Source organism: Pseudomonas helleri, from assembly GCF_045830615.1.
Classification (GTDB): Bacteria; Pseudomonadota; Gammaproteobacteria; order Pseudomonadales; family Pseudomonadaceae; genus Aquipseudomonas; species Aquipseudomonas helleri.
Window position 1 is genome coordinate 2,450,676 of record NZ_CP174501.1, and the last position, 17,966, is coordinate 2,468,641.

The window sequence follows — 17,966 nt, forward strand, 5'->3', positions numbered from 1 at the left end:
AGCCCGGCAGGCTTGCCAGCAAGGGCAAGCCTGCCGGGTGCTTTTAGAACTTCCAGCTCACGGAGGCCGTGACATTGCGCGGGTCGCCAAAGTTGCTTTGGGCGTAACGCACGCTGTCCAGGTACTTCTGGTTGGTCAGGTTGTCGAGGTTCAGCTGGGTGCTCCAGTGCGGGTCGATCTGGTAACTGGCCATCAGGCCCACCAGCGCGTAGGCATCCTGGCTGGCGGCCGGGGTGGTGTCGTTCTCGACCTTGCTTTGCCATTTCAGGCTGCCACCGACCTTGACCTTGGGCGCCATCGGCAACTGGTAGGTCATGGAGGAGGTCAGCGCATTGCGCGGGATAAATTTGTTGCCGCGCTGATCATCAGCGTTGGTGATGTACACATAGGTGTAGCCGCCACTGACTTGCAGGCCGGGGGCCAGTTCGCCCGACGCCTCCAGTTCAATCCCGCTGCTCTTGTACGACTCGCCATCGTACAAGTAACCGCCCAGTGCGGGGTTGTAGCCAGCATACGTCGGCACGTTGTCTTGTTGGGTGTGGAAGACCGCTGCCGTGACATTCAGTTTATTGTCGAGCAAACGACCTTTGATGCCGGCCTCATAACTCTTGCCTTCCAGCGGGTCGATAACCTTGCCCTGGGTGTTCAGGCTGTACTGCGGGTTAAAGATTTTGGTGTAGCTGGCATACACCGAGTATTGCTCTGTCAGGTCGTAGATCACCCCCGCGTAAGGCGTGACCTTGCCATGAATGCTCACATCGCGGGCGGTGTCGTAGTTTTCGCCATCGCTGTCAGCGCTGAGCATGCGTGCGCCGGTGACCAGGTGCAGGTCATCGGTAAGGTTAAACCGCGCCCCGGCATAGAGGCTCTTTTGCCGATCGGTGTAGTTGGAGGTCGCGGCGTCTGTGGCAATGTTGTACGTCGGCTTGGGGATATCGCCGTTCAGGGCGTCTTGCAGCGACACCGAGGTGTAGTACGACGAGGTGCCGTACAACGAGGTTTCCTGGGTGTGCGAGCGCGCGATGTTGGCGCCGAAGGTCAACTGATGCTCACGCCCGCCAAGGCTGAAAGGGCCGCTGAAAGACAGATCGCCATCCAGCTCGCGGGTATCGTCCTTGTACTTGGAAGCCAGGCCGGTATAGCCGGTGGCAGACGCGCTGTTGCTGTAGACGTAGAACATGTTGGTGTCTTCACGGTGTTCCATCGCCGTCAAAGTCAGCGTCGATTTCCAGTCATTCTCGAAGCGGTGTTCCCACTCGGCAAAGGCGCGGGTGGTGTGCACGTCCCAATACACCCACGGCTGGGAAATATTCGAACGGGTGCTGTGATAGTGGATCGGGTTGCCGTTGGCATCGGCCAGCGGCAGTGCACCCCAACTGGCGCCATTGGAGTTGGACTTCTGGTCTTCGATGCCGACAGTCAGTGTGTCGCTGTCGGTCAGGTCAAAAGCCAGCAGGCCACTGAGAATGTTCTTTTCCCGGGAGTAGCGGTCGAGGTAGGAGTTGCCGGTGTCATTGGCATAAATAAAACGGCCGCGCACATTGCCTGAGTCAGTCAACGGCCCGGAAACGTCCAGGTCAACCCGGCGCTTGTCCCACGAACCGGCACTGACGCTGACGGTGGCCTGGGTGTCAGCCGTCGGCCGTTTGCGCACAAAGTTGACCGTGGCCGACGGGTTGCCGGTGCCGCTCATCAACCCGTTGGCGCCGTGCAGAATGTCCACTTGCTCGTAGGGCGCCATGTCGATATCGCCCACCAGCAATCCTCCGTTCAGCGGCATGCCCATGCCGTCGTACTGGAAGTTGGTGATGTCAAAACCGCGCGCGGTGAAGTAGGTACGGTCGGTTTCGACCTTTTGCACATTCACCCCCGGCGTGCTGTCCAGTACATCGCGAATGCTGTTGAGCTTGAAGTCATCCAGTTGCTCACGCTTGATGCTGGTAACGCCTTGCGGGGTTTCTTGCGCGGTCAGGTTCAGGCGGGTCGTGGTGGCGCTGGGTTTGCCCTGATAGCCCTGTGGCGAGTCCTCTTCGGTGTCAGCAGCATTGACCGTGGTGGCGGGCAGGTCGACAGCGCCTTGAGCGGCGAAAGCGTGGTTGAACATACCTAAAGCAACCAACGTCAGTGCTGACGTTGGCAGGGTGAACAGTTTGTGCATGATCTGCGAATACTCCGGATGTGGAACTGCGTAGCCAAAATCGGTTACAAAGTTTTACATCTATACGGATGCAAATCATTTCTATTTACAAATCTTTACCATTTGTATTTAGCTGGCGCGGACTTTGGACGGCATGGCCGGCAATACCGCCTCTTGCAGGGTGCGTGCCGCCGGGTGTTCGAAGCGCATGCCGGGCATGACCTCGCGGTCTTCGACCAGCTTGCCATCAGCCAGCACCACCACCCGCTGGCAAAACCGCCGGACCAGACTCAGGTCATGGGTAATCAGTAAAAACCCGGTGCCAGATTCACGCCGCACGTCAGCCAGCAGGTCGAGTATTTGCACCTGCAATACCCGGTCAAGGTTGGACAGGGCTTCGTCGAGAATGATCATCTGCGGGTCAATCGCCAGCGCCCGGGCGATACCGGCGCGTTGCACCTGGCCGCCGCTGAGTTGCGCTGGCAACTTGTCGCTGTCACTGGCCGACAGTTTGACTTGCAGTAACAGGCGCTCCACGCGGGCCTGGATGGCTTCGGCGTCCATGTCCGAAAGATGGCGCAATGGCTCGGCAATGCTCCAGCCAATGCTGCGCTGGGGGTTGAAGGCGCTGATGGCGTCTTGAAAGACCATTTGCACCCGCCGCAGAAAGTGCTGCGGGTCCAGCCCCTGTAACGTCTGGCCCTCGAACAGGACAGTGCCTTGAACGGGTGTTTCCAGGCCCATCAGCAAGCGGGCGAGGGTACTTTTACCGCTGCCGCTTGCGCCCAGCAGGCCAAGGCTCTGGCCCGCGTGCAGGTCGAGGTTCAGCCCTTTGAGCACCTGCACGCGGTGACGTTTGCTGAACATTCCGCCAGCGGTGTAACCGTGGTTCAGATCGCATACCTGAATAAACGTCATGGCGTGCAGGTCTCCAGAGTCAATGCATGGTGCGCGGCCAGCAGCGTGCGCGCTTCTTCGCTTTGCGGGGTGTTGAACAGGGTGTGGACATCGGCCTGTTCGACGATGCGCCCATGGGCCATGACCGACACCTGATCGGCACAACGCGCAACCACGCCCATGTCGTGGGTAATCAGCAGCACTCCGAGGTTTCGCTCTGCGACCAGGCGCTCCAGCAAGTCGAGAAAGCGTGCCTGGGCGACAACATCCAGATCGCTGGTGGGTTCGTCGGCCAACAAAAAGTGGCTGTCTGCGAGCAGCGCCAGGGCAATCATGAAGCGTTGCAACATGCCGCCGCTGAGCTGAAAAGCAAAAGAATCGAGCACCCTCGGCCCATCGTTGAGGCCGACTTCGTTAAGGGTGTCGAGAATTAATTGATCGGCGTGCACCCCGCGCAATCCTCGGCTGAGCAGGGTCTCCTGGGCATGCTGACGCAATGAGCGCACCGGGTTGAAAGCGCTGCGCGGGTTTTGCAGCACCAGCGCGGCTTCGCGCCCGCGCAACTGCGCCGGTTGCACCACGTGGCCGTCCAGACGCAGCGTGCCGCCCTGGCTGTGCACGCCGGGAGGCAACAGATCGAGAATGCCCAGGCAGCTCAGGGACTTGCCCGAGCCGCTGGCGCCCACCAGCGCGTGTACCTCGCCAGCCTTGAGCGTGAGGTCGAGTTGGTCCACCAATGTGCGTTGCTGATGTTTGAGGCACAGGCCTTGAATGCTCAGGGTCCGGGTCATTCCTTGATCTCCGCCAGTACGCTGGGGTCGAGCCGGTCGCGCAAGGCGTCACCGAGCAGGTTGAAGGCCATCACCGAGATAAAAATCATCAGCCCCGGCCACAGCAGCAGTTGCGGGTGGGTCCAGATAAACTCCTTGGAGTCGTTGATCATCACACCCCACTCGGGCGTCGGCGGGCTGACCCCGAGGCCGAGGAAGGACAGCCCAGAGACGTGCAGCATCATGTGGCCAATGTCCATCGACGCCAGCACCAGCAACTGCCCGACCACGTTGGGCATCACATGCTGACGCAGGCGGGTCAGGCGTGAAGCCCCGGACAGCCGGGAAGCCAGCACGTAGTCACGGTTGCGCTGGGCCAGCACCATTCCGCGCACCATGCGCGCATACCAGGCCCAGTGCGACAGGGCGATGGCGATAATCACGTTGGTCAGCCCGGTGCCCAGCAGGGCCATCAGGAAGAACGCCAGCACCAGGGTCGGAAAGGTCAGGAACATGTCGCACAGGCGCATCAGAAACATGTCGACCTTGCCGCCAACAATCCCGGCGATGCCGCCAATGGTTACGCCTAAGATCAGCACCAGCCCCAACACCAGCACAACGCTGCCCAGCGACCATTGCGTGCCGACGATCAACCGTGAAAGCACATCGCGGCCCAGATGGTCGGTGCCCAGCCAATGGCTGGTACTGGCGGGCAGCAAACGGTCGTCGAGGTTGACCAGGGTGGCGTCGTAGGGCGCGATCCAGGCCCCGAACAAAGCGAACATCAGCAGCAGCGCAACCAGTACATAGCCGACACGCAGGCCGCCTTTTTTACCTGCCAACACAGTGTTCACGCTACTCATGCCATCACCCCCGACAGGCGCGTGCGCGGGTCGAGCCAGGCATAGCAGATGTCGACCACCAGGTTGCACAGCACCAGCAGCGTGGTGAGCAGCAAGGTGAAGCATTGCATCACCGGGAAGTCGCGATTAAGCACCGCGCTCACCGCAAAACGGCCGATACCGGGCCAGGCGAATATGGTTTCGATCACCAATGCGCCGCCCAACAACTCGCCAACGTGCATGCCGGTGGCGGTGACCAATGGCATCCAGGCGTTGCGCAGAATATGGTCGCGCCAAACCCGGCGCTCGTTCAGGCCGCGGGCCCGGGCGTAAAACACATGCCGCTGCTGGCGCACATCGAGCAGGCTGGCGCGCAGCAGGCGGGCATTGATCGACATCGACATCAGGGCAATCGCCAGCACCGGCATGACCAAGTGTTGCGGGCCGCCACGGCCCATGGGCGGCAGCCAGCCGAGCCACAGCGAGAGCAGGGCGATGAGCAAAAAAGCCAGCCAGAAGTTCGGCATCGACACCCCGATAAAGGTGATAAAACGCACCACTTGATCCGGCCAGCGGCCTTTCCAGCGGGCCGCCGCCAGGCCCAGCGGAATACTCATCAGCAAGGTCACGAGCAGCGCCAGGCCGCCCAGTTGCAAGGTGGCGGGCAGGTAATACAGCACGTCATCCAGCACCGGGCGCCCGGTGATATACGACGTGCCGAAATCCAGGTGCACAGCATTCCATAGCCAACTGACGTACTGCTCAACCAAAGGCCGGTCGAGGCCCAGGGCATGCCGCGCCTCGGCTAGCGCCGCGTCGGTGGGCGGGATCTGTGACAGGCGCAGGTAATCCAGCGCCGGGTCGCCATTGCCCAGGTGCAGCAGGACAAAGACGATCAACGACACCCCCAGCAACACCGGAACCAGTAGCAAAAGCCGCAAAAAGATATAACGCAGCATGGCTCAGGGCTTCCCCGTGGTAGGGCGCATGGCTTCAAAGGGCACGTCAAACAGCGTGCTGCCGAACTGCACGTTATTGACCCCTTTGGCGCTGACACTGATGGCCGTGAGGTACGACACCGGCAGGTACACCGCCTGGTCATGCAGTGTGGTGAGGATATCGCGGTAACCTTCGGCACGTTTGCCTTCGTCGGTTTGCCCCAGAACCTCGGCTATTTCGTGGTCAATCGCATCTTTCATCGGCAGCCCGCGCTGGGCCATGTAATCGGCATGTCCGGGGTAGCGCATGGAGCTTACAAACGAGTGCGGATCGTACGGCGCGCCCCAGGTATCAGCGAAGATCATGCCGAAGCGGCCCTCGCGTTGGCGCTGCACCAATGAGCCTTCTTCTTCGGCGCGTAACTTGACCTTGATGCCGACCTTGGCCAACTCACCCTGAATGATTTCTGCCAGGCTTTTTTGCAGCGCGCTAGTGCCCAGAAACACCAGTTCGGTGCTCAACGGCTGGCCGTCTTTTTCGCGGACGGTTTTTCCGGCAGGAATTTTCCAGCCCGCAGAGTCGAGGGTTTGCCGGGCATGATCGGGGTCATAAGGCAAGGCTTTAAGACCGATGTTGGCGTAGGGCATGTTGCTGGAAAACAGCGCGTCGGCACGCGGTTCAAGGCCGTGCAGCACCTTGGCGATGATGGTGTCTTTGTCTACCGCCTGATTGATGGCCTGACGCACCACCAACTCGTTGGTCGGCGCCTGCCCGGTGTTCATCGCCACCGTGCGGGTGGCCAGTGGCGCGGATATGGCGGTGTTGAAACCGGCGTCACGCAGCCGCACAAAGGTCCCGGGGGAGATTTCGCCTTCAGCACCCTGGATCAGGTCCAGTTCGCCAGTTTGCAAGGCAATGGCGCGACTGTCCGGGTCTGAAATTACTTTGACCAACACCTCGCCATAGGCTGGTTTAGCTCCCCAGTAATGCTCGTTGCGCTCGAAACGGTCGTACTCTCCGCGCCGGGTTTGCGCCAACACCCACGGCCCGGTACCGACCGGTGTGCCGGGTTTGGCGTCGGGCGCGGCAAACCGCAGCGGGCGTACTTGCGCCAGTTCCATCAGGGTCGGGTAGTACGGGTGCTTGAGGTGCAACACCAGGGTGTGTTCGTCGGGGGCTTCAACGCGGTCCAGGGTCGAGACCAGCTCCATCCATTGGTGGCGTTTGGCATTGGCCAAAACCGCATCCAGGTTGGCCTTGGCTGCGGCCGCATTAAACGGGCTGCCATCGCTGAACTGCACATGGTCACGCAGGGTGAAGGTGTAGGTTTTGCCGTCAGGCGAGACGCTCCAGTGTGTGGCGAGCCAAGGTTCGAGCGTGCCCTCGGCGGTGTAACGCACCAAGGGCTCATACACCATGGCCTGGGCGTACATCTGGTTAGGCGAGTAGCCCCTGGGGTCCAGAGGCCCGGCATTGGTGGGCCATGAATAGGTCAGGGTCGGGGCGGCAGTGGCGCTGTAGGCCGATATTGTGCCGATGCACAGGCAGGCGCCCATGATCCAGAGGGCAAGCTGTTTTTTCACACTTGACTGCTTCACACTGCGTCTCCCAATGATTGATGGCCAGTAGCCTATTCACGCGTTGGGTGTGAAGTTTATGTAAAAAGCTCATAACTGCGAGGCAAATTTTAATGCAAAGGGTCACAATTTCGCTGGACGATGCCTTGCTGACCGTCATTGACGAGCGGGTTGCGGCGCACGGCTATCAAGGTCGCTCCGAAGCCATCCGGGATTTGTTGCGTGCAGGCTTGCTGGAACAGGCGGCAGACGACCCCGAGGCACCCTGTGTGGCGACCTTGAGTTATGTCTACGATCACGCCACGCGGGAGCTGTCCAAGCGCCTGAATAACGCGTTTCATGAACACCACGACCTGACCCTGTCGACCCTGCATGTGCACCTCGACGAGGGCAAATGCATGGAGGTCTCGGTGCTCAAGGGCGCGGTGGGGGAGGTTTCAGCACTGGCGCGTCAGGTCATGGCCGAGCGTGGCGTGCGCCATGGCAGCGCGCAGATCATTCCGCTTGAGGCGCTCGTCGCTGAACAGTGACCCGTGATCAGGCATTGGCGCACGTGGCGGTCCGTGTGCGCCACAACAGACGGCCGGCAGTGATTGACCAGTTGCACAGCGCGATCAGCAGAATGATCGACAGCAGGGTCGGGATGCCGTAACTGACGATGATGTGCCCGGCCAGCCATGGAAAACCAAACACCCCGATAAAATACGCCAGGCTGAACAGCACCAGTGATTGCGAGGTGTGCCCGGCGGGTGCTTCGTTGGCGGCCAGCCCGTTGATCACTGAATAGGTCAGCCCGTAACCCACCCCAAGCGTCACCGCAGCCAGCACATAGGTTGCGCTGGAAGTGACGCTGAACATAAACATCAGCACCGAGAGCACGATCATGGCGGTCAATGCACAGGCCATCCAGTACGGGTCACGTTTGACGATAAAGCCCGCGATGAACAGCCGACAGGAAATCGCGGCGCTCATGAAGCCCAGAAAGAACAGCGAATAATCCAACTGATTGAGCGTCGCGTAAGAGGTTTGAAAACTCGACAGCCCGCCAAAAATCGCACCGCCCAAACCGACCATGACAATCGCGAACAGCGCTTTTGAGCGCAGCACCGTTACGGCGGCACGTGGTGTGATTTTGCACACGCTGACCGGGCCGACAATTGCGCTTTGCTCCTTGATTTTCGGGCCGATCAGGACAAACGCCAGGCCGCCCAGCAAGCTGGCGACGGTGGCCGCGATAAACGCGGTTTCGACCGGGTAGCCCAGCGCTTCACTGGCCCGACCGAGCAAAGGGCCGGTGCCGATGCCAGTCATCATGCTGCCCGACAGCAGGGCAAAATATTTAACCCGGCGCGCGGGTTCGATCATCATTGCCACGATGATCGGGCCCAAGGTGTAAAACACCCCCCAACCCAGGCCCAACAGCAACCCGAACAGCAGAGCCGCGACGCCGAATGTCTGCACATTGGCGAAGCCCAGGCACGCGGCGGCCAGCAGCACAGCACCTGCCGCAATGGATTTGGGCGCGCCGAACAGATCGGTCAGGTGCCCGGAGAAAATCACCGCAGCAAACGTGCTGACCATGGCCGCCGAAATAATCGTGCCTGCATCGGACTCACTGCCACCGTGAGCGCTGAGCATCATGGCCAACAAAAACGTCGTGCCGTACGACACGGACAACAAGTAACTGCCCAGACAAAACAGGCCGAACACGCCGTTGGACGTGCGGGCGGCAGGTGCAGAAGATGGCATGGGGGAGGGAGTCCTTGGGCGGCAATTGTTGTTGTGAAGTGCTTAATACCAGACTTGCCCGGCCACACAGGATCCAAACCTTCGGATCCTGAGGTCGGGATGTTCTAAACAATGGGCACAATTGCCGCTTGTAGGAGCGAGCTTGCCTCGCGATCTTTTGATCTTTTAAAAGATCGCGAGGCAAGCTCGCTCCTACAGTGAACGGATGGTGATCGATAATCGCACAGTAATATCGGTCATGTTGTGAGTGTCTAACTAACTGATAAATAAGCATATATTACAAATTTGAAAAGTTAAATAGAGACGTTTTGCCCTGTCCCACCCCGGCCCTCATCTTGTCTATGGATCCATTAACGGGTTGACTATCGGCCAGGTGATGTCCGGGGTCTCGCCCCTGACCGTTACCCATAAAAACTACAAAAAGGGTCTCGTCATGAAAGCCTTCTCAAGGGCAAAGAACCGCCTGGGTTCTGCATGCTTTATGTCTGTGAGTCACGCCGTGTTGTGCGGCTCTTTTGCTTCGGTGATGTCCGGGCAGGAGGCACGCGCATGGCTATCGATCTGAAAACCACTGTCGACACTGGCCCGATGAGTTCTTTCCAATGGCTCGCCATCGGAATCTGCATTGTGCTCAACATGATCGACGGCTTCGATGTGCTGGTGATGGCCTTCACCGCCGCCTCGGTATCAGCCGAGTGGGCGTTGAGCGGGGCGCAAATCGGCATGCTGCTCAGCGCCGGTTTGTTCGGCATGGCCGCTGGTTCTCTGTTTATCGCCCCCTGGGCGGACCGCATCGGTCGCCGTCCATTGATCTTGCTGTGCCTGGTGGTTTCTGGCGTTGGCATGCTGCTCTCGTCGATGAGCCAGTCGCCCACTCAATTGGCGCTGCTGCGCGGCCTGACCGGGCTGGGTATCGGCGGCATTCTGGCCAGCAGCAACGTGATTGCCAGTGAGTACGCGAGCAAGCGCTGGCGCGGCCTGGCGGTGAGTTTGCAGTCCACCGGCTATGCCTTGGGCGCCACGCTCGGCGGCTTGATCGCCGTGTGGTTGTTGTCGCATTGGGGATGGCGTTCGGTGTTTCTGTTTGGTGGCATCGTGACCTTTGCGGTTATCCCGCTGGTGCTGCTGTGGTTGCCGGAGTCGCTGGACTTTCTGCTGGCCCGTCGTCCGGCAACCGCCTTGCAACGTATCAACCGTCTGGCCCGGCGCATGGGGCTACCGACCTTGAGCCAAATGCCGCCCGTGGTGGCGAGCGTGGCAGGCGAGGGCAAGGGCTTTACCAAGCTGCTGACGCCAGCACTGCGCCGCACCACGTTGTTGATCTGGACGTTGTTCTTCCTGGTGATGTTCGGCTTCTACTTCGTGATGAGCTGGACGCCCAAGTTGCTGGTGTCTGCCGGGCTTTCTGCGCAGCAGGGCATCACCGGCGGCGTGTTGTTGAGCGTGGGCGGGATCTTTGGCGCCGCGCTGGTCGGTGGTTTGGCCTCGCGCTGGCCGCTGACACGGGTGTTGTCGCTGTTCATGCTGGTGACGGCGGGCTTGTTGGTGCTGTTTGTCGGCTCGGCTTCTTCGGTCATGGCGGCGCTGGGTCTGGGCCTGTTGATCGGGATGTTCTCCAACGGTTGCGTGGCCGGGCTGTATGCGCTGTCGCCGATCGTCTATGACGCCTCGGTGCGCACCACAGGCGTGGGCTGGGGCATCGGGATTGGCCGGATCGGCGCGATCCTGTCGCCCATCGTGGCCGGTTTTCTGCTCGATGGCGGCTGGCAACCGCTGCACTTGTACGGGGTGTTCGCCATCGTATTCGTGATCGCAGCAGGCTGTTTGTTGCTGCTCAAACCGGGCGCTCCTACCGCGCAGCCGGTGCTTTCGGCAGCCTGATCTCGGGCACTGATTAATGCCCGGCCCTGGCCGGGCACATTCCACACGTACACCTCAACCAGAGCTGGGCGGGCTTTTTCAGCTGCGGGGAGCGGCTGCGTCCAAAAAACGGAGAACAATAATAATGAAGAACACCATTGGCTTGCTGTCGTTGACCTTGTGCGCCCCTGTCATGGCGCAGGATCAAGGCTTTTTTGAAGATTCCAGCACGGATCTGCTGCTGCGCAACTACTACTTCAACCGCGACTTTCGCGACCCTGGGGCGACCAAAAGCAAGGTCGATGAGTGGGCGCAAGGCTTTATCCTCAAGTTCAGTTCGGGCTTTACCCCAGGCGTTGTCGGATTCGGGGTGGATGGCATTGCCATGCTCGGCGTCAAGCTCGACAGCAGCCGCGAGGCCAGTGGTTCGGAGCTGCTGCCGGTGCGCAGCAATGGGCGCGCCGCAGACAATTTCAGCCGTGCCGGGGTGGCGGCAAAAATGCGCTTCTCGGCCACTGAAATCAAAGTCGGTGAACTGATGCCGGACGTGCCGGTACTGCGCTATGACGACGGTCGTCTGCTCCCGCAAACCTTTCGCGGGGCGATGCTGGTGTCCAAAGAGATCGAAGGGCTGGCGGTACAGGCTGGCCAATACCGCAAGGTCAGCCTGCGTAACTCCTCGGACATGCAAGAGCTGTCGACGTGGGCCGCACCGGGCGTGACATCTGACCGTTTTAACTATGCGGGGGCAGATTATCGCTTCAACGAGCAGCGTACCCAGGTGGGTGTCTGGCATTCGCAACTCAAAGACATCTACCAGCAGAGCTACTTCAACCTGCTGCATAAGCAGCCGGTGGGCGACTGGGTATTGGGCGCCAACCTGGGCTACTTCATCGACAAGGATGACGGCAGCGCGCGCATCGGCAACGTCAGCAGCCGCACGGCGTACGGCCTGTTTTCCGCCGCGACGGGCGGGCACACGCTGTACCTCGGTGTGCAGAAAGTGAGCGGCGACACCAGCTGGATGTCGGTGTACGGCAGCAGCGGGCGAACCCTGGGCAACGACATGTTCAACGGCAACTTCAGCAACGCGGACGAACGTTCGTGGCAAGTGCGTTACGACTACAACTTTGCCGCCATGGGCGTACCGGGCTTATTGGCAATGGTGCGATATGGTCACGGCGACAATGCCACCACCAAGCAAGGCACCAACGGCAAGGAATGGGAGCGCGATACCGAGATCGGTTACACCGTTCAGAGTGGCAGCTTCAAAAACCTCAGCCTGCGGGTCAACAACTCCACCAACCGGCGCACCTTCAATAGCGACTTTGACCAAACCCGCGTAATCATCAGCTACCCGTTGTCGATGTAATACCCCGGTACTCAACCCGCCCTGTAGGAGCGAGCTTGTCTCGCGATCTGTTGATGTTGAAAAGATCGCGAGGCAAGCTCGCTCCTACAGGGTTTTGAGGTCGATCTGGGCTACTATGTCGGCCCCCTGTTTTCTGGAAGCCGCCTGGATGAGCAAGCCCGGCCAACTGGTGCTGATTGCACTGCGCAAAATGATTGCCTCGGGCGAGCTGGCCGCAGGCGAACGTCTGATGGAAATCCCTACCGCTGAACTGTTCGGTGTCTCACGTATGCCGGTGCGCATGGCGTTTCGCACGCTGGAGCAGGAAGGCTTGCTGGTGCGTTTTGGCGGTCGCGGGTTTCAGGTGCGTTCGGTCAGTGCCAATGACATCGCCGGTGCTGTCGAGGTGCGCGGGGTTCTTGAAGGGTTGGCGGCGCGTCTGACCGCTGAGCGCGGGCTTTCGCCAGAAGGCCGGGCAGCCCTTGAGCTGTGCCTGCTGCAAGGCGACGAGCTGTTCGATAAAGGCTTTGTGACCGAAGATGACCTTGAGGCCTATCACGACCTCAACATGCGCTTTCATCAGGTGATTATTGAGGGCAGTCACAACCCGGCGATTGCCGATGCGCTGGCGCGCAATGATCATTTACCGTTTGCCTCGGTCACGGCGCTGGCGGTTGATCGCAAAGACATGGCCCGCGAGTATCGACGCTTCAATTACGCGCACATGCAGCACCATTCGGTGTTCGATGCGCTGGTCAATGGCCAGGGTGCTCGCGCTGAAGCCATGATGCGCGAGCACGCCAATGCCACGTTGCGCTATGCCGAGATTTTCAGCTCGGCAGTGGCCAGTGAGCGGATGCGGGTGATTCTGCGCGCCGACTAGATATCCAGCACCAGCAGCGGCGATTTCGAGCGTGAGCAGCACGGCGTGAACTGGTTGTTGCACGCCTGTTCCTCTTCGGTCAGGAACATGTCGCGGTGGTCGGGTATGCCCTCCAGCACATTGGTCAGGCAGGTGCCGCACACGCCTTGTTCGCACGACATGGGGATGTCGATGCCATGGCTTTCCAGCACCGCCACCACGGTTTTGTCGGCCGGGATTTCGATGATCTGGCCGCTGCTCGCGACTTTGACGCTAAAGCTGCCATCGTGGCTGCTGTCGATGGCTGCGGCGGCGAAGTATTCGCGGTGCAAGCGGTCTTCTGCCCACCCTTGGACGCGTGCACTGTCCAGTACGTGTTGCATAAAACCAGCGGGTCCACACACGTAGAGATGCACATCAGGTTGCGGATTGGCCAGCACTTGGGCGGCGTTCATGAGCGTCTCGGGTTGTTCATCAAAATGCACGAACACGCGGTCCGCGAACGCTGAGTGGCGAATGCGCTCCACAAAAGCTGCGCGGTCGCTGGAGCGGGCGCAGTAGTGCAGCTCGAAGTCAGCATTGCTGTGGGCCAGGCGCTCGGCCATGCACAGAATCGGGGTGATGCCGATGCCGCCCGCAAACAGCAGGCTGCGCCGGGCTTCGTGGACGAGCGGGAACAAGTTGCGCGGCTCGCTGATCTGCAAGCGGTCGCCAGTATTGATTTGCTCGTGCAGGTGTTGAGAGCCGCCGCGTGAAGCCGGGTCCTTGAGCACGCCAATCAGGTAGCGATGGCGTTCATCCGGGTGGTTGCACAGTGAGTACTGACGAATCAACCCGTCGGGCAAGTGCACGTCAATGTGCGACCCGGCGCTGAAAGCGGGCAGGGGGCTTTCATCGAGACGTGCCAGTTCATAACTGCAAATCCCATGGGCTTCGGTTTTGCGCGAAACAACCTGCACTTCAATCATGGCTGGATCCTCACCACGCTTTCGGCGGCCTCGCGTTCGCTGGCGATGATGCGTTCCAGGACGCGACGCGACTGCACGCCGCCCGAGTCGATATTGAGCTTGAGCAGGGCGCGATGCGGGTGATCCAGCAGGTTTTGTTGCTGGCGTTCGAGCATTTCCAGGTCTTCGCTGAAAATCTTGCCCTGGCCCTCACGGATCGTCGCTGTGAGCGCTTGATCCTGCGGGTTGAAGTTGCGCGCCATGCCCCAGAAATACCAGATCGAGGTGTCGGTTTCGGGGGTAATAAAGTCCACCACGATGCTTGATGCCTTGGCCTGCGCCGGGGCGTGATAACCACCTTTGCCCGCATGGGCCACGCCGACTTCGATCAGCACATGGCTGGGGGGTGTGAAACGGCAGATCTGCCAGCGGTCCACCGGTACATCATCGGCCAGGTTGTTGCCGCGCAACGCCATGCGCCAGAACGGCGGGGCCATGATGTTTTCCATGTGCCGGGCGGTGACCACTTCGTTGCCTTCGACGGTGGTTACCGGCGGGGCTTCGTCAATTTCCTTCTGGCCGATGCTGGACGCGTGCACGTAGGTTTCATGCGTCAGGTCCATCAGGTTGTCGATCATCAGGCGGTAATCGCAACCGATATGAAACAACCCGCCGCCGTAGGCCCATTCATCGCTGACGGCCCACTCCAGGTGGTGGATCAGATCGGGGTCGGCTTTGTCCTGTTCGCCCGGCCATACCCAGATAAACCCGTAGCGCTCGACCACAGCAAAGGTCTTGTTGCAGGGGAAGCCGCGAACGCGCTGGCCGGGCATCTCGACGGTCTTGCCGTCGCAACCCATCACCAGGCCGTGGTAGCCGCACACCAGGTTGCCGTTGTCGACATACCCCAGCGAGAGCGGGGCACCGCGATGGGGGCAAAAGTCTTCGACGGCCGCGACTTTGTTTTCCAGGCCGCGATAAAAAACCATCTTTTCACCGCAAATCTGCCGACCCAGCGGCTTGTCGTCGATTTCGTCGGGGGTGCAGGCGACGTACCACGTATTTTTTGGATACATACCAATCTCCAGATCAGGTGTTATTGCTTTTATGGATCCATTAGGCGGGATTGGTCTTGGGTGAGTCAATTTGTAATCAGTGAATAACAGTCGATTTAGGCGATTAACGAACACAAAATTGGGTGCGGCGTGTATTTAGTGGATCCATTGCAAGGGCGCTGCGTGCTGTGGCGACACCGTGCGGCTAAATGTCTCGCAGGCGTCACTCGATGTTCACCGTCATACCGTCAAGAACGCTATAGAATGCCGCCCCGTGTGGTTCTGGCTATGCTTCTGGCACCGGGGCGTGTTGTGTGTGCAGCGCGTGACCGCCAGTGCAGCAAAAAGAACCTGTCAGCTTCCCGAATGCGAGTAGAACACCCCATAAATGAGCAGCCATGGCGCAACACCTCAGGCAAATTGGCAACCTGTCATCGCATTGGCGCTGGCCGCCTTTGTGTTCAATACCACTGAATTTGTCCCCGTCGGCTTGCTGAGTGCCATTGGCGCCAGCTTCGACATGACCACCGCCAGCGTCGGGTTGATGCTGACGATTTACGCGTGGGTGGTCTCCCTGACCTCGCTGCCGATCATGCTGCTGACGCGTAACGTCGAGCGCCGAAAGCTGCTGCTGTCGTTGTTCGTCATCTTTATCGTCAGCCACTTGCTGTCCAGCGTCGCCACCCATTTCGGCATTTTGCTGCTCAGCCGGATTGGCGTGGCCTTGTCCCACGCGCTGTTTTGGTCGATCACTGCATCCCTGGCCGTGCGCATGGCGCCGGAAGGCAAGCAGGTGCAGGCATTGGGTTTGCTCGCCACCGGTACTTCGCTGGCCATGGTCCTGGGCGTGCCCCTGGGTCGCTTGCTGGGTGAGGCAATGGGCTGGCGTACCACGTTCTTGGTGATCGCCGGGTTGGCGTCCTTGCTGGTGCTGTGGCTGTTCAAGACCTTGCCGCTGCTGCCGAGCCAGAACTCGGGGTCGCTGAGAAGCTTGCCGGTATTGTTCAGGCGGCCTGCGCTGGTGGCGGTTTACGTGCTGACTGCGGTGGTGATCACCGCGCAATTCACCGCTTACAGCTACATCGAGCCGTTCGTGCAGAGCGTAGCGGGCATGAGCGGCACCATCGTGACCACCACCCTGTTGCTGTTCGGCGGCGCCGGGATCATTGGCTCGCTGTGCTTCAGCCTGTTCCACAAATACAACCCGCACCTGTTTCTGCTGATCGCCATCGGCTTGTTGGCGCTGTGCCTGCTCCTGCTGTTGCCGGCCAGTGGTTGGGTCGAATCGTTGAGTGTCCTGAGCATTATCTGGGGCATGTCGATCATGGGCTTTGGTCTGGCCCTGCAATCGAAAGTGCTGACCCTGGCGCCGGATGCCACTGACGTCGCCATGGCGATGTTCTCGGGCATCTACAACATCGGTATCGGCGGCGGTGCGCTGCTGGGCAGTTGGGTCGGCAGCCACTTGGGTTTCTCGTACATCGGTTTGATCGGCGGCACGCTGGCCGGTTTGGCCCTGGCCGCCTACACATGGACGATGTACCGGGTTGCCCGTTCAGAAGCCGCGAATGCCCCTTAATGCCCTTGAACTGAGTGGCGGGGCCGCAGGGCCAGCATCACCGCAGCACAACCTGCCATCAACACGCAGGTGATGATGAACACGGCGGGCATGCCGAAATGCCCGCCGACAAAGCCGCCAGTCAATGGCCCGAGCACCTGGCCGATGTACTGGCAGGACGTTGAGTAGCCGAGCATGTGCCCGGCGACTTTGTCGGGCACAGAGTGGCGAATGATCGCGGCGATCCCCGGCAGTAACCCGCCCAGCGCCAACCCCATCAGAAAACGCAGCCCCACCAGCTGCCATTCATTGGTCACGAACGCCTGAGGAATCAGCAGCAGGGCGGCCACGCTCATGCACCCCGTGACGACTTTCCAGTGGCCAATGCGATCGGCCAATTTACCCACCCGCGATGCCGACAAAACGCTGGCCAGCGCGGTGGCGGACATGACCACGCCCGCCATCAGGGTGACATCTTGGGTGTGCAACTGGATCAAGTACACGGTGATGATGGGTTCAATGGACATGATCGCGAACATCATCAGGCCCGCCACGACAAACATGGTCATGACCGGGCGTTTGTCCGCGATTGCGCTCCACGCGCTGGCCGCTGTGGCTTTAGGCGTACCGGCGGCAGGCTTGCGGCGGGGCACTTCTTTCATCAGGAACAACGTGGCGAGGAAGGTGATAAAGATCAGCCCGCCGGCCAGAAAGAAGGTGTTGCGGATGCCCACCAACGGCGGGAGCAGCCCGCCAATCAGCGGCCCGGTGAGGTTGCCGGCCATGATCCCCGACGCCAGCATGCCCAGCGCCCAACCCGAGCGCGATTTTGGCGTTTGTGTGGCCACCAGGATGGTTGCACCCGACGCGTAGCCTCCGAGCAAACCGGCCAACAGCCGCAAGCCGACCAGTTGGTAAATGTTTTCGGCCAGACCAATCAATGACATGGCGATGGCCATGCCCAGGCTTGCGCGAATCAGCATCAACTTGCGCCCGTAACGATCCCCCAGGCGGCCCCACAACGGTGCCGTCAGGGCTGCCGTCAAAAACGTTGCGCCAAAGGCCATGCCAGACCACTGCACGATAGCCGCCGGGTCGCTGACCCCCAGTTGCTCGACGTACAACGGCAGAAAGGGCAGCAACAAGGTCATGGCAATAATAGTGGTGAATGCGCCGAACACACTGACAGCCAGGTTGCGCTGCCAGTTGACCTCGACAGGAGGTTCATCCAGCGGGTTCGAGTGTGCTTGGCTGGTCATGGCGGTGCCCGGTAATGGAGGTCAGGTGAAGATAAAGAAAGGCATTCCATAAATAAAATTCATGTTTTTTATAGACTGGATTCCGCGTAGGAATGGGCTTGCGCATATGTCTTTGTGTAGGAGCGAGCTTGCCTCGCGATCTTTTGATCTTTTAAAAGATCGC

At 60.1% G+C, this 17,966-nt stretch carries 15 protein-coding genes; 5 read left to right on the top strand and 10 right to left on the bottom strand.

The genetic code is table 11. The features are described 5' to 3' along the window. Window positions 1–43: 43 nt before the first annotated feature. The 6 genes from ACJJU9_RS11010 to nikA all read right to left on the bottom strand — a co-directional run bounded on the left by ACJJU9_RS11010 (window position 44) and on the right by nikA (window position 7,183). Entirely contained in the window at window positions 44–2,158 is a 2,115-nt protein-coding gene (locus ACJJU9_RS11010) for a TonB-dependent siderophore receptor (RefSeq protein WP_407730716.1), read from the bottom strand. Between the two features lie 108 nt (window positions 2,159–2,266). Beyond that, the gene (gene nikE, locus ACJJU9_RS11015; RefSeq protein WP_407730717.1) at window positions 2,267–3,055 is read right to left on the bottom strand and encodes a nickel import ATP-binding protein NikE; all 789 of its coding nucleotides are present in this window, start codon (window positions 3,053–3,055) and stop codon (window positions 2,267–2,269) included. Then, a complete protein-coding gene (locus tag ACJJU9_RS11020) occupies window positions 3,052–3,825 on the bottom strand; it encodes an ATP-binding cassette domain-containing protein (protein WP_407730718.1) in 774 nt (257 codons plus the stop codon). Before ACJJU9_RS11020 ends, nikE begins: the two co-directional genes overlap by 4 nt. Beyond that, complete coding sequence (gene nikC / locus ACJJU9_RS11025) at window positions 3,822–4,667, bottom strand: nickel ABC transporter permease subunit NikC (protein ID WP_407730719.1); 846 nt, start codon at window positions 4,665–4,667, stop codon at window positions 3,822–3,824. The genes ACJJU9_RS11020 and nikC overlap by 4 nt, the downstream gene beginning before the upstream one ends. Then, a complete protein-coding gene (gene nikB / locus ACJJU9_RS11030) occupies window positions 4,664–5,605 on the bottom strand; it encodes a nickel ABC transporter permease subunit NikB (RefSeq protein ID WP_407730720.1) in 942 nt (313 codons plus the stop codon). Before nikB ends, nikC begins: the two co-directional genes overlap by 4 nt. Before the next feature lie 3 nt (window positions 5,606–5,608). Beyond that, window positions 5,609–7,183 carry a nickel ABC transporter substrate-binding protein gene (nikA, locus tag ACJJU9_RS11035; protein ID WP_407730721.1) on the bottom strand — a complete coding sequence of 525 codons (1,575 nt, stop codon included), beginning with the start codon at window positions 7,181–7,183 and terminating at the stop codon, window positions 5,609–5,611. Between the two features lie 92 nt (window positions 7,184–7,275). Between nikA and nikR the strand changes: the two genes are divergently transcribed. Then, on the top strand, window positions 7,276–7,692 hold the full coding sequence (gene nikR, locus ACJJU9_RS11040) for a nickel-responsive transcriptional regulator NikR (RefSeq protein ID WP_048370204.1): 417 nt from the start codon (window positions 7,276–7,278) through the stop codon (window positions 7,690–7,692). 7 nt (window positions 7,693–7,699) lie between these two features. Here the strand turns inward: nikR and ACJJU9_RS11045 are convergent, their stop codons facing one another. Further along, window positions 7,700–8,911 (bottom strand): MFS transporter, encoded by a 1,212-nt coding sequence (locus ACJJU9_RS11045; RefSeq protein ID WP_407730722.1) that lies wholly within the window; start codon window positions 8,909–8,911, stop codon window positions 7,700–7,702. A 549-nt stretch (window positions 8,912–9,460) separates the two neighbouring features. Here ACJJU9_RS11045 and ACJJU9_RS11050 point away from each other — a divergent pair. The 3 genes from ACJJU9_RS11050 to ACJJU9_RS11060 all read left to right on the top strand — a co-directional run bounded on the left by ACJJU9_RS11050 (window position 9,461) and on the right by ACJJU9_RS11060 (window position 13,005). Continuing rightward, window positions 9,461–10,792 carry an MFS transporter gene (locus ACJJU9_RS11050; RefSeq protein WP_153389758.1) on the top strand — a complete coding sequence of 444 codons (1,332 nt, stop codon included), beginning with the start codon at window positions 9,461–9,463 and terminating at the stop codon, window positions 10,790–10,792. A gap of 124 nt (window positions 10,793–10,916) precedes the next feature. Then, entirely contained in the window at window positions 10,917–12,143 is a 1,227-nt protein-coding gene (locus ACJJU9_RS11055; RefSeq protein ID WP_407730723.1) for an OprD family porin, read from the top strand. Between the two features lie 148 nt (window positions 12,144–12,291). Beyond that, window positions 12,292–13,005 (top strand): GntR family transcriptional regulator, encoded by a 714-nt coding sequence (locus ACJJU9_RS11060; protein ID WP_048370210.1) that lies wholly within the window; start codon window positions 12,292–12,294, stop codon window positions 13,003–13,005. Here the strand turns inward: ACJJU9_RS11060 and ACJJU9_RS11065 are convergent. Both ACJJU9_RS11065 and ACJJU9_RS11070 read right to left on the bottom strand, forming a co-directional pair. Then, the gene (locus tag ACJJU9_RS11065) at window positions 13,002–13,952 is read right to left on the bottom strand and encodes a PDR/VanB family oxidoreductase (protein ID WP_407730724.1); all 951 of its coding nucleotides are present in this window, start codon (window positions 13,950–13,952) and stop codon (window positions 13,002–13,004) included. The two genes, ACJJU9_RS11060 and ACJJU9_RS11065, sit on opposite strands and share 4 nt — an antisense overlap. Then, window positions 13,949–15,007 carry a Rieske 2Fe-2S domain-containing protein gene (locus tag ACJJU9_RS11070; protein ID WP_407730725.1) on the bottom strand — a complete coding sequence of 353 codons (1,059 nt, stop codon included), beginning with the start codon at window positions 15,005–15,007 and terminating at the stop codon, window positions 13,949–13,951. The genes ACJJU9_RS11065 and ACJJU9_RS11070 overlap by 4 nt, the downstream gene beginning before the upstream one ends. A gap of 367 nt (window positions 15,008–15,374) precedes the next feature. Between ACJJU9_RS11070 and ACJJU9_RS11075 the strand changes: the two genes are divergently transcribed. Further along, a complete protein-coding gene (locus ACJJU9_RS11075; RefSeq protein WP_407730726.1) occupies window positions 15,375–16,565 on the top strand; it encodes a sugar transporter in 1,191 nt (396 codons plus the stop codon). On the opposite strand, the gene ACJJU9_RS11080 is transcribed toward ACJJU9_RS11075, so the two are convergent. Then, a complete protein-coding gene (locus tag ACJJU9_RS11080; RefSeq protein ID WP_407730727.1) occupies window positions 16,562–17,803 on the bottom strand; it encodes an MFS transporter in 1,242 nt (413 codons plus the stop codon). The two genes, ACJJU9_RS11075 and ACJJU9_RS11080, sit on opposite strands and share 4 nt — an antisense overlap. Between the last annotated feature and the right edge of the window lie 163 nt (window positions 17,804–17,966).

Excerpts from the sequence above, each read along its gene's own strand:
- nikE (WP_407730717.1), bottom strand. The coding sequence starts at position 3,055 with ATGACGTTTATTCAGGTATGCGATCTGAACCACGGTTACACCGCTGGC.
- ACJJU9_RS11010 (WP_407730716.1), bottom strand. The coding sequence starts at position 2,158 with ATGCACAAACTGTTCACCCTGCCAACGTCAGCACTGACGTTGGTTGCT.
- nikC (WP_407730719.1), bottom strand. The coding sequence starts at position 4,667 with ATGAGTAGCGTGAACACTGTGTTGGCAGGTAAAAAAGGCGGCCTGCGT.
- ACJJU9_RS11080 (WP_407730727.1), bottom strand. The coding sequence starts at position 17,803 with ATGACCAGCCAAGCACACTCGAACCCGCTGGATGAACCTCCTGTCGAG.
- ACJJU9_RS11055 (WP_407730723.1), top strand. The coding sequence starts at position 10,917 with ATGAAGAACACCATTGGCTTGCTGTCGTTGACCTTGTGCGCCCCTGTC.
- ACJJU9_RS11075 (WP_407730726.1), top strand. The coding sequence starts at position 15,375 with ATGAGCAGCCATGGCGCAACACCTCAGGCAAATTGGCAACCTGTCATC.
- ACJJU9_RS11050 (WP_153389758.1), top strand. The coding sequence starts at position 9,461 with ATGGCTATCGATCTGAAAACCACTGTCGACACTGGCCCGATGAGTTCT.
- nikR (WP_048370204.1), top strand. The coding sequence starts at position 7,276 with ATGCAAAGGGTCACAATTTCGCTGGACGATGCCTTGCTGACCGTCATT.
- ACJJU9_RS11020 (WP_407730718.1), bottom strand. The coding sequence starts at position 3,825 with ATGACCCGGACCCTGAGCATTCAAGGCCTGTGCCTCAAACATCAGCAA.
- nikB (WP_407730720.1), bottom strand. The coding sequence starts at position 5,605 with ATGCTGCGTTATATCTTTTTGCGGCTTTTGCTACTGGTTCCGGTGTTG.
- ACJJU9_RS11060 (WP_048370210.1), top strand. The coding sequence starts at position 12,292 with ATGAGCAAGCCCGGCCAACTGGTGCTGATTGCACTGCGCAAAATGATT.
- ACJJU9_RS11070 (WP_407730725.1), bottom strand. The coding sequence starts at position 15,007 with ATGTATCCAAAAAATACGTGGTACGTCGCCTGCACCCCCGACGAAATC.
- ACJJU9_RS11065 (WP_407730724.1), bottom strand. The coding sequence starts at position 13,952 with ATGATTGAAGTGCAGGTTGTTTCGCGCAAAACCGAAGCCCATGGGATT.
- ACJJU9_RS11045 (WP_407730722.1), bottom strand. The coding sequence starts at position 8,911 with ATGCCATCTTCTGCACCTGCCGCCCGCACGTCCAACGGCGTGTTCGGC.